The organism is Luteibacter sp. P4_D7_3, from assembly GCF_056401735.1.
The window spans coordinates 24,677-38,172 of the sequence record NZ_JBFUIT010000005.1 but is presented as its reverse complement, the minus strand read 5'-3'; the positions used below and the strand labels follow the sequence as shown (position 1 = coordinate 38,172).

The window sequence follows — 13,496 nt, the reverse complement described above, 5'->3', positions numbered from 1 at the left end:
GCCGCCGCTGCCAGCCGGTTCGCTGTGCATGGCGCCGGCCGACTCGTCCGCGAGCCCCCTGGGCTATGGAAAAGGTCTTCCAGCTGACGCGCCTGCGACCGCTCGGGCAAACCAACGCAGGCAACCGCAAGCGCTATCGAAAGCCAGCACACATAGGGACGCCTCATGACAGCGTCGCCGCGTCGGTGTCCCAGCGCATCCGCGGAAGGGCACGCGGAACGTTGAAGCGGGGGATGCCACTCACGAGGTTGATATAGCCCGAGCCGGCCGACGCCGTGCCGGACACACCTGCTGCGGACAATGCCGAACAGGGCCGACGATACCGACCTGATGATGCTGCGCATGTCGACTTCTCCTTGTCGAGGTGGTGGAACTCCTGATGCCAAACCTAGACCTCTTTCCAACTCCCTGGAATATCTCTCCGGTTATAGGCGCCGCCTGCTTTGCCCGGCTGACCGCTGTGGGCCTGGTCAAAGAATCACCACCTGCTCAAGTTTTGACCAAACCGACCGTTAACTGAATACGGGGGTTAAGTAAAACTAGCGTTAACCCTTGCGTTAAATTAGAATTAACACCACACGAATCACCACGTTGGCGCGTCTCGCCACGTAGTGCGACAGGAAACCACGGTAACTCGTTGAAATAGCAGCCATGTTGACCACCATCCTCATTGCCACCACCCTCGTTGCCTTCGCTCTTGCGGCGGCCTCGGTGCGACGCATCCCGGAAGGTCAGGTCTACAGCGTGCGTCGCCTCGGCGGCTCGCCCTCGTTGCTTACCGCTGGCACCCACATGCTCGTGCCGATCATCGACCGCGTTTTCCACAAGATCGACCTCGGTGGCCAGACGCTGCGTTTCGACGGCGGCACGGTCTACTGGCAGGTGCTCGAGCCGGAAGTGGCCGACGAAGTGATCGACGAAGCGCCTGAGATGATTCGCAGCAATGTTGTTGCTGCCCTGCGCGACGCCAGCTCCGCCCATTCGGCCGACCGCCGCGCCGTCGGTACCCAGCTCAAGCACACGATGAATGGCTCGCTGCGTTCGCGCGGCATGCTGGTCACCCGCGTCGAGCTCGACGCGGCCTGATCCCCCGCGCTGGCGCCTTCGCGCCGGCGCTTTCATACTCTTGCGCCCCATCACCATTCCCCGGTGTCGCATGACTGCGCGCGAAGCCCTGCAAACCCAGCTCGAACGCGGCATTGCCACGCTTGGCACCGTCCTGCCCGAGGGCGCCGTGGCGCGCCTGCTCGATTACCGCGAGCTGCTCGAGCGCTGGAACTCGGCCTATAACCTGACAGCGGTCCGTAACGCGGACGAGCAGGTCGCGCGCCACCTTCTGGATTCGCTGGCCATCGTCCCGTTCGTCGAGGGCACGACGCTTGCCGATCTGGGGACCGGTCCGGGCCTTCCCGGCATTCCCCTGGCGATCGCCGAGCCGGCGCGCGAGGTCCTCATGGTCGACTCCAACGGCAAGAAGGTCCGCTTTCTTCGCGAGGCGATCCGCTCGCTGAAGCTGACCAACGGACGCGCCCTGCAGAGCCGGGTCGAGGATGTGGAGGGCACGTTCGACTGTATTACCGCCCGTGCTTTCGCCAGCCTGGCGGACATGCTTGGCTGGGGCGGGCATTTGCTGGCGCCGGGTGGTGTGTGGCTGGCGATGAAGGGCAAGCATCCGGCTGAGGAGCTGGATGGGGTGCCGGAGGGGTTCACCGTCGAGGGGATTCATGTGTTGACGGTGCCGGGGGTCGAGGGCGAGCGGCATCTGGTCGTGATTCGGCGGGCGTGATCGCCAGCACCCTTCGCCGCTGAAGCGGCTCCCACAAGGAGCTGCTTCTGCCCTTACACCCTGTCTAGGGCTGGACCTCCCGGCAATGCTACGCTAGCGCCCCTTCCGCGCTCGGTAGATAACGACCCTCCATGGCCCGCATCCTCGCAGTCGCCAACCAGAAAGGCGGCGTCGGCAAGACCACCACCTCCGTCAACCTCGCCGCGGCCCTGGCCGCCGCGCGGCGCAAGGTGCTGCTCGTCGACCTCGATCCGCAGGGCAACGCCACCATGGCGTCGGGCGTGGACAAGCACGAGGCCAAGCCGAATGGCTGCGAAGTGCTGCTGGGCGAAGTAGAGATCGGCAGCGTGCTGGTGCGCACCGAGGCCGGTTACGACCTGCTCCCGGGTAACGGCGACCTCACCGCCGCCGAGCTGAAACTGATGGACGGCATGGCGCGCGAGCATCGCCTGAAAGAGCAGCTCGCCAAGGTCGCGGACAACTACCACACCATCCTGATCGACTGCCCGCCCTCGCTGCACCTGCTGACGCTCAACGCGCTCACCGCGGCCGACGGCGTGCTGATTCCCGTGCAGTGCGAGTACTTCGCGCTGGAAGGCCTGTCGAGCCTGCTCGACACGATCAAGGCCGTGCGGATGCGCCTGAACCCCGAACTCGAGGTCGAAGGCCTGCTGCGCACCATGTACGACGTGCGCAACAACCTCGGCAACGAGGTCTCGGCCCAGCTCACCCTGCACTTTGGCGACAAGGTGCTGCGCTCGATCATTCCGCGTAACGTGCGTCTTGCCGAGGCGCCCAGCCACGGCCAGCCCATTCATCTCTACGATCGCGGGTCGCGCGGCGCCATCGCCTACATCGGCCTCGCCGGCGAAATCATTCGCCGCGAACGCGCCATGCTGGCGGCACAAGGCGCGGCAAGCGACACCCCCGAGACCGACGACGCGGCGCCCGACGCCACCGACACGGTTCCGACGGCACCTTAAGGAATTCCTTCAATGGCAGCAGCGAAGAAACGTGGACTCGGCCGTGGCCTGGATGCCCTGCTCGGTGGTGGTGCTGGCCCTGATGCCGGTCCGTCGATCGTCGAGCAGGAAGGCGAGCTGCGACTGCTGCCTATCCACCAGATCCAGGCCGGCAAGTACCAGCCGCGCCGCCACTGGAACGACGAGGCGCTCGACGAGCTCGCCGCCTCGATCAAGGCCCAGGGCCTCATCCAGCCGGTGGTGGTTCGCGCCATCGGCAAGAACAGTTACGAGCTGATTGCCGGCGAGCGTCGCTGGCGCGCGGCGCAGCGCGCCTCCATGAGCGAGATCCCGGCGCTGGTGAAGGACGTGCCCGAGCAGTCCGTGCTCGCCATGGCGCTGATCGAAAACATCCAGCGCCAGGAGCTCACGCCGCTCGAGGAAGCCCAGGCCCTGCAGCGCCTGATCGACGAATTCGACCTCACGCACCAGCAGGCAGCCGATGCCGTCGGCCGTTCGCGCGCCGCCGTGTCGAACCTGCTGCGCCTGATCGACCTGCCGGCGTCGATCAAGACGCTGCTGGACGAGAGCAAGCTGGAAATGGGCCACGCGCGCGCGCTTCTCACCCTTCCGCACAGCATCGCCGAACCGCTGGCGCTGGAAGCTGCGCGCCACGGCTGGACCGTGCGCGAACTGGAAGAGGCCGCACGCAAGGCGCAGCTGGCGCCGAAGGGCAAGGCCAAGGCCAACCCGGCCGACCCGAACATCGCCAATCTGGAGCGGGAGTTGGCGGAGCGTTTCGCCACGCGCGTCGAACTGGCGCACGGTCGCGGCGGCAAGGGCAAGCTCGTCATCCATTACCACAGCCTCGACGAGCTCGACGGCATCCTGTCCAAGGTCCGCTGAGCGCGGATCTGAAAGGAAATGGCCATGCCTCCGGTCCATAAGGACGTGAACCCGAAGCAGCGCCAATACGAAGCGATGGTGCGCGCCCTGTCGGCCGACCTTTACCGGTTCGCCTTCTGGCTGTCGCGCAACGAGTCCGTGGCCCAGGACCTGGTCCAGGAGACTTTCCTGCGCGCGTGGAAAAACCTCGACTCGCTGCGCGACGCCGAATCCGCGAAGCCCTGGCTGATCACCATTTTGCGCCGCGAACACGCGCGCCTTTACGAACGAAAGCGCTTCGACACCGTGGAACTGGACGACACCGTGCCCGAAGAGGCCGCCTTTGCCAGCCCGGAGCGCAGTGGCGATGCCGCCCAGGTGCGCGACGCCATGCTCAAGTTGCCCGACAAATACCGCGAGCCCCTGGCCATGCAGGTGCTCGGTGGCATGAGTTGCGACGAGATCGCCGCCGCCACCGATCAACAGCCTGGCGCGGTGATGACCCAGTTGTTCCGCGCACGTCAGCGTCTCAAGGACCTGCTCGGCGGACGCGCCGCGGCTGAAGGAGGCCGGAAATGAACTGCCTCGAATTCCGCCGCCGCATCGGCGCCGAGCCGCGCTCGCGCGCTCCCGAACTGATCGCCCATCGCGACAGCTGCAAGGACGGCTGTGCCGCGTTCTGGCAGCGCGCACAGCGTTTCGACGACGATCTCGAAGCCGCGCTGGCCATTCCCCTCCCCGAAGGTCTCGTCGACCGGATCCTGCTCGCCCAGGCCACGGGCGAGCGTCGCCGCCAGGTGGGCATGCGTCGTGCCTGGCTGGCCATGGCGGCCTCGGTCGCCATCGCCTTCGCCGGGGTGGGCCTGATGTGGCGTCAGAATGATCTCAACTCGCTACCCGCCCTCGCCGTGGCGCACATGCCCGGCGAGATGGATGCGCTGAGCCTGACCGAGCCCATGACCGACGCCCAGGTCGAGGCCGGTTTCGTCGGCCGCGCGACGCGGCTCAAGGGGCCGATGCCGGCCGGCGTCACCTACGTGCGCGACTGCACGGTGGGTCCGTACCCGGCCGTGCACCTGGTGACCCGCATGAACGACGAGCCGGTGGTGGCCCTGTACATGCCGGGCAAGATGGACACCACGCCCGGCACCTTCGTGCGCGATGGCTGGGAAGGCAGGCAGATGCCGCTGCACGGCGGCACCCTGGTGGTCCTGGCCCAGCAGGGCGCCAGCCGCAGCGCGATGGACGCCGTGGAGCGGGGCTGGCGTGCCGCGATCGAAGGCCCGGCGCCGCAAGTCATCGGCCGGATCTGAACGAACGCGGCGAGCGCGGCCCCATCCCGGGCCGGTTGGGCGATAATGCCGCCCCGAATCGAGCCACCCCGGAATCGCGATGACCGACCTCGCCGTAGTCGTGCCCGTCTTCAACGAGCGCGACAACATCCCGCCCCTCCTCGCCGAGATCGCCTCGGCGCTGCGCGGCCGGATCGACTTCGAGATCATCTACGTGGACGACGACAGCACCGACGACAGCGTCGCCGTGCTCACCGCCGCCAAGGCGCAGTATCCGGAGCTGCGGGTCATCCGGCACCTCACCCGCAGCGGCCAGAGCACGGCCGTCTGGAATGGCGTGCGCAACGCGCGTGCGCCGTGGATCGCCACGCTGGATGGCGACGGCCAGAACGACCCCGCCGATATTCCCAAGCTGCTCGCCGCGCGTGACGCCTCGCCGGCGCTGAAGCTGTTCGCTGGCTGGCGTGTCACGCGGCGCGACAGTTTCAACAAGCGCATCTCGTCGAAGGTCGCTAATGCGGTGCGCTCGCGCATGCTCCAGGACAGTACCCCGGATACCGGTTGCGGCCTGAAGCTGTTCGAACGCGAGACGTTCATGCGCCTGCCCTACTTCGACCATATGCATCGCTACCTGCCGGCGCTGGTGAAGCGTGCGGGTTTTGCCAGCCAGAGCGTGCCGGTGGGGCATCGTCCGCGCACAGCGGGGACGTCGAAGTACGGGATGCTGGACCGGCTTTGGGTCGGGCTGGCCGATCTGCGCGGCGTGGCCTGGTTGATGCGGCGGGCGAAGGTGACGCGTACGGAAGAGGTCTGAGGCGGCGCTTTCAGCGCTTCAACATCCGCGGCTGCCAGGCATCCAACGCCTTCGCCGTGCGCTCGCGCCCCAGCTCGATCAACTCTCTCGCGCGGTAGAACTCGTACACCGTCGATACATTGCGCGGAATCTCGATCAGCACGTCCGGCTGGTAGGCCGCCAGGCGCAGCCGTGAGAGATTGGCCTGCATCAGGTCCATCGCCTGGGTCATCAGGTCGAACGCACCGGGATCCCTGAGCTTCGGCTTGCCATCCGACGAAGGCAGTACGCGTCCGATCAGACGCCCGAGCTTGGCGGTATACCCTTCGTCGGTGCGCACGGTCACGTCCTTTTCCGGTGGCTTCTGCAGTTCGGCCGCGCCATCCACGCTTACGGCGATCACGTAGTCGGCGTCTTCGCGCATCAGCGGAAGCACCGGCAACGGGTTCAGTAGCGCACCGTCGACCAGCCGGCGACCGTCGTGCACATACGGACGAAAGAGCGTCGGGATGGCGATGGAGGCGCGGATCGCATCGAACAGCGGGCCCTTGGTGAGCCACACTTCGCGCTCGCGATCCAGGTCGGTCGCCACGGCCGTATAGGAAACATTGAGCTCCTCGATGTTGACCTCACCGATGAGCTCACGCAGCGCCGCCATGATCCGGTCGCCCTTGATGAAACCACCGCCCGAGAAGCTCCAGTCGACCAGGCGCAACACGTCGAACCGCGCCAGGGCGGAAACCCAGTCGCGATACACATCGAGCTTGCCCATGCCGTAGATGCCGCCGACGAGCGCACCCATCGACGTGCCGGCAATGGCGACGATTTCAAAACCGCGTTCCTCGAGGACTTCGATCGCGCCGATATGGGCGAGTCCTTTTGCCGCCCCTGCACCGAGCGCAAGGGCCACACGCGGCTTACGCGGCGTACCGCTGGCGGCGGGCAGGGCGCCCGGATCCGCGATATCGATCTCACTCATGCAGCGGCGGCGCTCAGTGGTGGTTGTTCGAACTGTTCTGGTAGCCGGTCAGGGCCAACTGGAGCAGGATCTTCATTTCTTCGCGAAGCGGCAGTGGCGAGACGATCTCGGCATCCGGCCCGTACTTGAGTACGTCCATCAACAGTTCGCGCGAGTTCGAATACGGCACCTTCAGTTCGTAGCGTCCATCCGGCAGGGACTCGCCCTTTTGCTGCGAGTGCCAGTGTTCGTCTGCCACCCAACGCGCGGCATGCGATGAAAAACGGATAGTTGCCCAGGCCTTGGGCTTGCCCGCGAAGATGCCATAGCTGGAGGCGAGCAGGTCGTTAAGCTCGGCGTCGTCCACGTCCCTGGCCTTCGTCTCCAGCGACTGCGGGTCCGCGATGCGATCCACCGCGAAGCTGCGCAGGGCTTCACGGTCGTGGTCCCAGACGTCGAGGTACCAGTTGTCGCGATAGTGGGTGAGCCGCTGCGGTGACACCGTGCGCTTGGAATCGGCATTGGTGGTGCGCGCGCGGTAACGGAAGCTCAGCTGGCGACGTTCGAGCGTCGCGCCTGCGACGATGCGAAACACCTGCTGGTCCATCTTGCGCGCGCCCCAGGAAATCACCCGGATGCGGTCCACGGGCAAGGCCTTTCCGCTGCCGTGGTCGGAAAGCAGGCGTTCGATGCGCGCCTTGAACGGCGCCAGCGCGCCTGCGAGCACACCGGGATCGGATCGACCGATAAGCTCATTGAGCGCCATCAGCGCGGCCAGCTCGTCACTGGTCAACCACAGGCCAGGCAACTCGAAGCTGTCGGCCTCGGAGGCGTCGTAGCGGAACGAGGCCTGCTCGCCGGCGACGCTCTGCACGGGTGCACCCAGCGCATCGCGCAGGAAGGCGACATCGCGGTAGAGCGTGGCACGCGAGCATTCAAGCTCGTCCATCAGCCGGGACAGCGGCACGGGATAGTGCGCTGACTTCAGCAGGCGGTGCAGGGTGAGAATGCGCTCGTAGCGGTCCATGGGTGTCGCCGGCTGGATGGTGCTTCGGGAAGTGTGTCCGTGCGGGCGTGACGCCCGTATCTACGCGACTCAAGCATGGCGGTGGCGATGGCCGTCCGCAAGGGACATGAGACTCGGCCATTCGGGGGGTCGCCCGATCGCAAGTTTGCGCCGGGGGCCATAAGGCGCAAAAATGCTGCTTTGCGATTCGCCGAAGGCCTCCCCCGACCATGGCGGAACCGAAGCACGCAGGCCCGGCTCTGGTGGGTCCACACGAACCGCCGGACGACGCTCCTCGCGCCGACATCCTGTTCACCGCCCCTCTCGTGGTCATCCAGACGGCCACGGCGGCCGGCTATGGGCTGTGGATGGTGCTCGGCATCTCGCTGGCGCTCGGGGTCTATCCCGACGGCCGCGGCGAGGTGCTCGCGCCCCTGACCATCGGCCTCGTGTTCGTCAGCCTGGGTCTCATCGCGACCTGTCTGCGCCTGGGTTTCGCGCCGGACTGGCATGGCTGGAACCCGGCCAAGCGCATGATGCCCACGGTCGAGGGACTGGTGGCCATGGTGAATTACCTGCCCATGCTGGCGCTGGCTGGCCTGGCGCGGGGAGAAAACGCGTTCTGGGCGACCCGTCTGGCCGGCGCCATCCTCGTCCTGTGTACACTTGCCACCCTTGTGTATACGGCGCGGAGCGCGTCGCGGCGGCTGCCTCCTGGCGTGGCCGCGCTCGCCAACACGCAGCCGTTGGGCCGCACGGTGTCTGCCGTGTTCGCCGGCGGTCTGTGGCTCTGGGTTTGCGTCGCACTGCAGAATGAGACGGCGATCGATCCACCCACCCCCTGGCGACTCGGGCTTCTCGCCGTGGCGCTGGCGTTGGGTATCGTCGAGGGCATGCGCTGGCGCGCGGTGCGCCAGCTGGCCGATGAGCGCGGCGTGCCGGAGCGCTTCACCACCGGTGGCGCGGCCGCGCGCCTGCTGGTCGGGCGTGTCGGCGTCGCGGTGCTTTCAGTCGGGCTGCCGTGTCTTTTACTGGTGTCGCACCCCGCCGGACGGATGCTGGCGCCGGCCGCTGGTTTGGCCGCGTTAAGCTGCGTTATCGGTCAATGTCTCGAGCAAAGGCTCTATGGGCGCGCCTATGCGCAGCTCATGGCAGTCTAGCCATTTACACTTCCATTCACATACGGGTAGACGATGAAACAATCCCTGATCGCCACGCTCGTCCTTGCCGCGCTGCCGTTCACCGCGTCGGCGCAGGACGCCAACGCCACCAAGAACGCCACCTCCGCTACGCCTGTCACAACGGCGACTACCACGACAACGACTACGCCGACGACAACCACAACGCCAGCCACAACGACCACCACGACGACGACACCCGTTGTCGCCGCGGCGCCCGCACCGGCTCCGGCCTCCGCTCCGTTCGACGCCAACGCGCCGGCCCCCAACGCCGCGCCCAACGCGGCCCAGAACGGCGGCTGGACCGGCTCGGGCGAATTCGGCTTCGCCTCGTCGCGCGGTAACTCACGCACCGAAAACGCCAACGCCAAGCTCGGCCTGAGCCAGGAAAACGAGCTCTGGAAGAACAACCTCTATCTTAATGGCCTGCGTTCGAAGGGCGAGACGACGGTCACCGATGCCGACGGCAACACGATCGATAAATTCAGCACCACGGCCAACCGGTATGACACCGGCGCGTCGGTGGGCTACAAGTTCGATCCGCGCAGCTACATCGTGACCGCCGCCCGCTACGAGCACGACGACTTCGGCGCCAACCTGTGGCAGGGCATCGTCTCGGTCGGCTACGGCTACATCGCCCTCAAGAACGAACGCGCCGAGCTGTCCTTCGAAGTCGGTCCCGGTTACAAGCGCTACCAGCCTGCCAAGTCCACCCGTCCGGAGCTCAATGCCGACGGCACGCCGGTGGTGGATCCGGCCACCGGCGCCGCTGTGTCGGAGCCGTATACCCCGAAGGACGAGGGTGAGGTGGTGGGACGTAGCCTGATCAACGGCAAGTACCGTCTTACCGAGAACACCGCGCTGGAAGACACGCTACTGATCGAAGCAGGCTCGAAGAACCAGTACTACCAGAATGATATCGGCCTGTCGGTCAGCATGACCAAGAAGATGGCGCTGAAGCTGGGTTACCAGATCCGCTACAACAGCGACATCCAGCCGGGTACGGTGAGCACCGACAAGCTGATGACGACGAACCTCGTTTATAACTTCTGAGTTTGCGGGCCGGATTCACTCAACGCTGAGGCGCTAAAAACGCCTCGGCGCCGAGCCCGATCAACATCGCCGCCACTTCGTGCCCCAGCTCCACGGGTGTGTCGGCCTTCGCATCGGCCTGCGCACGCAACAGCTCACCGGTATGGGCGTTACCGACCATACCGTGCAGCGTGAGACCGTATTCGGCCACCACGCACCACGCGCCGATCGCCACGGCGCAGCTACCGCCCAGTCGTTCGTTCATGGCGCGCTCCGCGTCCACGGCAATCTGTGTCTCGGGGTCGCCCAGGGCCGCCATCAATTCGGCAACGCGGGTGTCGCTGGCGCGCGATTCCACGGCGATCGCGCCCTGGCCCGGGGCCGGAAGCCAGTCCGGGCTGGCGAGGCGTGCGGTGATGCGTTTTCCGAGGCCGAGACGCTCCACGCCGGCACAGGCCAGGATGATGGCGTCGTAGTGGCCTTCATCGAGCTTGGCCAGCCGGGTATTCACGTTGCCGCGCAGATCGAGCAGTTGCAGGTCGGGCCGCACCGCGCGTAGCTGTGCCTGGCGTCGCAGCGACGAGGTGCCCACGCGCGCCGCGTGCGGCAGGTCGGCGAGATTCGCGTACTGGTTGCTGATGAAGGCGTCGGCGGCGTCCGCGCGCGGGAGGATGGCCGAGAGCACGAAGCCCGGCTCCAGCTCCGCCGGCACGTCTTTCAAGGAGTGCACGGCGATATCCGCGCGATCGTCGAGGATGGCGATTTCGAGTTCCTTGAGGAACAGGCCCTTGCCGCCGATGGTCGCCAGCGAGCGATCGAGAATCTCGTCGCCCCGGGTCGAGAGGGGCACCAGCTCCACCTGCAACCCCGGGTGCGCCTGGCGCAGGAGGGAGGCAACGTGCTCGGCCTGCCAGAGGGCCAGGGCGCTCTTGCGGGTGGCGATGCGAAGTGGTGCGGTCATTTCTATCCAGGCGGTCGATCGGTCGAGGCGGGATTGTCCCGCGTTTCGCCCCGGTCTTGCACGCTCAGCCGGCGTCGGTACGTAGCAACTGGCGTACCGCGGGCAGGTTCCGCCGGCTCACCTCGGGCGTGACCTCGGTGCCGGAGAGCCGGGCGAGCACGCGGCCATCGCTCAGCGTTCGCAGGCCGAGGAGACGGGCCCGCGGCACCAGGCAATTGCGATGCAGGCGGACCAGCCGGTCGCCGTGCGCCGTTTCGAGCTGGCGCAGGGAGTCGTCGATCAGCCACATGCCGCCGCCATGGTGGACGGCCACGTATTTCTCGTCGGCCAGCAGATAGAGGACATCGTCCAGACGCACGCGGACCTCGTCGGCGCCGTTGCGCGCGCGCAGCCAGGTGGCCTGCGTGGAGGGGGTCGGTCGCAAGCGTGTTGCCACGCGATCGAGGGCCTCGTCGAGGCGCTCGGCGCGTACGGGCTTCAGCAGGTAGTCCGTGACGCCAAGATCGAACGCGCTCAACGCATGCTGCTCGTAGGCCGTACAGAACACCACCTGTGGCCGTATCGCCGCCTCGGCAAGGCGACGCGCCACCGCCGTGCCACCGAGACCGGGCATCTCGATATCGAGCAGGATCAGGTCGGGTTGCAGCGCCGCGCAGGCCTCGAGTGCGGCCTCACCGTCGGCTACGCTGCCGACCACCTGCACGTCGCCGCGCCGCGCGAGCAGCGAATCCAGCCGTGCCCGCGCGAGCGGTTCGTCATCGGCGATCAGCACGCGCATTCGCGGACTCCGGCAGGAAAACGGTCACGATGAAACGGTCCGCCACGGTGTCCACCCTCACGCTGGCGCGCTCGCCGTAGTGAAAGCGGACGCGCTCGCGTACGTTGCGCAAGCCGTGCCCGGTACCGGGTGTGGGTGCACCATCGGCGATCGGATTGTCGACGACGATCTCGACGCCGCCGGGTACCCTGCTCCCGCCAAGGCGGATCGTGCCACCGCTGCGGCTCGGTTGCACGCCGTGGCGGATGGCATTCTCCACCAGTGGCTGCAGGAGCATGCGTGGCATGGGCAGCTCGGGCGGTACGTCGATGTCGCGTTCCACCCGCAGTCGATGGCCGAGGCGTAACGCTTCGATCTCAAGGTAACGGTCGACGAGCATCCACTCGTCGCCGAGCGTGCCGATGGATTCCGTGTCGCTACCCAGGGCCGCACGAAACAGCTCGGCAAGGTTTTCGACGGTGCGCTCCGCCGCGTCGGGATCGACCCGGATCAGGGCGGCCACGGCGTTCATGCTGTTGAACAGGAAATGCGGACGGATACGCGCCTGCAGGGCGGCCACCTGTGCCTGTGCCTCGGCGGCCAGGCGAACCTGCCACTGCGCGACAACGAAGAAGTAGCGCAGCAGCCCCGCGCCGAGCAGCCCGGTGGCGACCACGCTGTCGCGGACGAAGTGGATCGTTGGCCGGGGAGTGATGCCGATCGCAAGACCGTGGTCCATCCACCCCAACACCGCCGCGCTGATCCCGACGGTGGCGACCAGCAGGAGCCAGACCGCCGCATAAGGCAGCAGGCCGGGCAGTCGTTGCATGCCGCCGCGCAGCTTGCACAGCGCCACGGTCAGCAGTACTGAGAGCCAGCTGGTGAAGAGCACGGCAATGCAGTAATCGCGAAGCGTGCCCGTCCCGCCGGGGGCCAGCCACATGAGGGTCACGGTCAGCGCGCCCACCACGAGCAAGGCGAACAACACCGGCAGGCTGCAGAAATCAGGTAACGGCGCCGACGGTGGGCGCGGAACGCGGGTCGTTTCGGAGGGGGTGGCGGGCATGCGGCGAGTATGCCGGATGCCTGCTCACCCCGCCGCGCACGCGATCACGCGGCGGCGAAGCGCTCCGTCAGCCAGGCGCGCACATCCGTGATCTCGGGCAGGCTGACCTGGTGCGCCATCGGGTAGCTGTGCCAGTCGATGCGATGGCCGAGCGACTCGAGCGCCTGCCGCGACATCTCGCCCAACGCCATCGGGACGATGGGATCGGCGCTGCCATGGCCCCAGAAGATCGGCGTGGCGTGGTTCGACCCGCTGCGCTCGGCTTCGATGGTCTCGTGCAAGGGCAGATAGGCTGAGAGGATCAACAGGCCAGCGAGTGTCTCGCGGTGACGAAGCCCCGCCGAGAGCGCCATGGCCCCGCCCTGCGAGAAACCGGCGAGGATGATGCGCGAGGCAGGCACACCGCGTTCTTCCTCGCGCGCGATCAAGGCTTCGACTTCATCGATGGACGCACGGATGCCTTCGGCATCCTGTTTGTCCGCGATGGCAAGCCCCTTGATGTCGTACCACGCACGCATGGGTGCACCGTTGTTGACCGTCACCGCACGCACCGGCGCGTGCGGGAAGACGAAGCGCACGCCGGGCCAGCTTGCGTCGACCAGCTCCGGCACGATGGGTGCGAAGTCGTTGCCGTCGGCGCCGAGGCCATGCAGCCAGATGACCGACCAGGTCGGCGACGGCTTCGTTTCGGTTTCGACGGTGGGCAAGGGCATGTGAGAACTCCGGGGTGCGAGAATCGATTATGTTACACGGCACTCGCGGTGGCTCCATGTGGGAGCCGATTCATCGGCGATGCTCTTGACGATCAATCGAACCACAC

General features: G+C 66.7%; 15 protein-coding genes. 9 read left to right on the top strand and 6 right to left on the bottom strand.

Features of this window, described 5'->3' with window-relative positions; genetic code table 11:
• The first annotated feature begins 651 nt into the window (after nt 1-651).
• The 7 genes from AC1DSN_RS01410 (at nt 652) to AC1DSN_RS01380 (ending at nt 5,739) form a co-directional block, all read left to right on the top strand.
• The gene (locus AC1DSN_RS01410) at nt 652-1,086 is read left to right on the top strand and encodes an SPFH domain-containing protein (RefSeq protein WP_477295867.1); all 435 of its coding nucleotides are present in this window, start codon (nt 652-654) and stop codon (nt 1,084-1,086) included.
• Nucleotides 1,087-1,156: 70 nt separating this feature from the next.
• Nucleotides 1,157-1,786 (top strand): 16S rRNA (guanine(527)-N(7))-methyltransferase RsmG, encoded by a 630-nt coding sequence (gene rsmG, locus AC1DSN_RS01405; RefSeq protein WP_213949117.1) that lies wholly within the window; start codon nt 1,157-1,159, stop codon nt 1,784-1,786.
• 131 nt (nt 1,787-1,917) lie between these two features.
• On the top strand, nt 1,918-2,769 hold the full coding sequence (locus tag AC1DSN_RS01400; RefSeq protein ID WP_213949983.1) for a ParA family protein: 852 nt from the start codon (nt 1,918-1,920) through the stop codon (nt 2,767-2,769).
• A 12-nt stretch (nt 2,770-2,781) separates the two neighbouring features.
• Nucleotides 2,782-3,654 (top strand): ParB/RepB/Spo0J family partition protein, encoded by an 873-nt coding sequence (locus AC1DSN_RS01395; protein WP_477329318.1) that lies wholly within the window; start codon nt 2,782-2,784, stop codon nt 3,652-3,654.
• A 24-nt stretch (nt 3,655-3,678) separates the two neighbouring features.
• The gene (locus AC1DSN_RS01390) at nt 3,679-4,212 is read left to right on the top strand and encodes a sigma-70 family RNA polymerase sigma factor (RefSeq protein WP_159890234.1); all 534 of its coding nucleotides are present in this window, start codon (nt 3,679-3,681) and stop codon (nt 4,210-4,212) included.
• Nucleotides 4,209-4,946 (top strand): DUF3379 family protein, encoded by a 738-nt coding sequence (locus AC1DSN_RS01385; protein WP_477329316.1) that lies wholly within the window; start codon nt 4,209-4,211, stop codon nt 4,944-4,946. Before AC1DSN_RS01390 ends, AC1DSN_RS01385 begins: the two co-directional genes overlap by 4 nt.
• Before the next feature lie 79 nt (nt 4,947-5,025).
• The gene (locus AC1DSN_RS01380) at nt 5,026-5,739 is read left to right on the top strand and encodes a glycosyltransferase (protein WP_218625571.1); all 714 of its coding nucleotides are present in this window, start codon (nt 5,026-5,028) and stop codon (nt 5,737-5,739) included.
• A gap of 10 nt (nt 5,740-5,749) precedes the next feature.
• Here AC1DSN_RS01380 and AC1DSN_RS01375 read toward each other — a convergent pair whose 3' ends face one another.
• Both AC1DSN_RS01375 and AC1DSN_RS01370 read right to left on the bottom strand, forming a co-directional pair.
• Nucleotides 5,750-6,697 (bottom strand): patatin-like phospholipase family protein, encoded by a 948-nt coding sequence (locus AC1DSN_RS01375; protein ID WP_477296268.1) that lies wholly within the window; start codon nt 6,695-6,697, stop codon nt 5,750-5,752.
• Nucleotides 6,698-6,710: 13 nt separating this feature from the next.
• Nucleotides 6,711-7,703: a helix-turn-helix transcriptional regulator gene (locus tag AC1DSN_RS01370; RefSeq protein WP_063573755.1), complete on the bottom strand. Its 993-nt coding sequence runs from the start codon at nt 7,701-7,703 to the stop codon at nt 6,711-6,713.
• A gap of 209 nt (nt 7,704-7,912) precedes the next feature.
• Between AC1DSN_RS01370 and AC1DSN_RS01365 the strand changes: the two genes are divergently transcribed.
• Both AC1DSN_RS01365 and AC1DSN_RS01360 read left to right on the top strand, forming a co-directional pair.
• The gene (locus tag AC1DSN_RS01365; protein ID WP_477329314.1) at nt 7,913-8,842 is read left to right on the top strand and encodes a hypothetical protein; all 930 of its coding nucleotides are present in this window, start codon (nt 7,913-7,915) and stop codon (nt 8,840-8,842) included.
• Nucleotides 8,843-8,875: 33 nt separating this feature from the next.
• Nucleotides 8,876-9,913: a DUF481 domain-containing protein gene (locus tag AC1DSN_RS01360; RefSeq protein ID WP_477296270.1), complete on the top strand. Its 1,038-nt coding sequence runs from the start codon at nt 8,876-8,878 to the stop codon at nt 9,911-9,913.
• Nucleotides 9,914-9,932: 19 nt separating this feature from the next.
• Here AC1DSN_RS01360 and hemC read toward each other — a convergent pair whose 3' ends face one another.
• From hemC to AC1DSN_RS01340, 4 genes are all read right to left on the bottom strand, one after another.
• The gene (hemC, locus tag AC1DSN_RS01355; RefSeq protein WP_477296271.1) at nt 9,933-10,853 is read right to left on the bottom strand and encodes a hydroxymethylbilane synthase; all 921 of its coding nucleotides are present in this window, start codon (nt 10,851-10,853) and stop codon (nt 9,933-9,935) included.
• 64 nt (nt 10,854-10,917) lie between these two features.
• Complete coding sequence (locus AC1DSN_RS01350; RefSeq protein ID WP_063574079.1) at nt 10,918-11,631, bottom strand: LytR/AlgR family response regulator transcription factor; 714 nt, start codon at nt 11,629-11,631, stop codon at nt 10,918-10,920.
• Nucleotides 11,609-12,676: a sensor histidine kinase gene (locus AC1DSN_RS01345; protein WP_477296272.1), complete on the bottom strand. Its 1,068-nt coding sequence runs from the start codon at nt 12,674-12,676 to the stop codon at nt 11,609-11,611. Before AC1DSN_RS01345 ends, AC1DSN_RS01350 begins: the two co-directional genes overlap by 23 nt.
• Before the next feature lie 44 nt (nt 12,677-12,720).
• Nucleotides 12,721-13,389, bottom strand: coding sequence for an alpha/beta hydrolase (locus AC1DSN_RS01340; protein WP_477329312.1), 669 nt, complete (start codon nt 13,387-13,389; stop codon nt 12,721-12,723).
• Between the last annotated feature and the right edge of the window lie 107 nt (nt 13,390-13,496).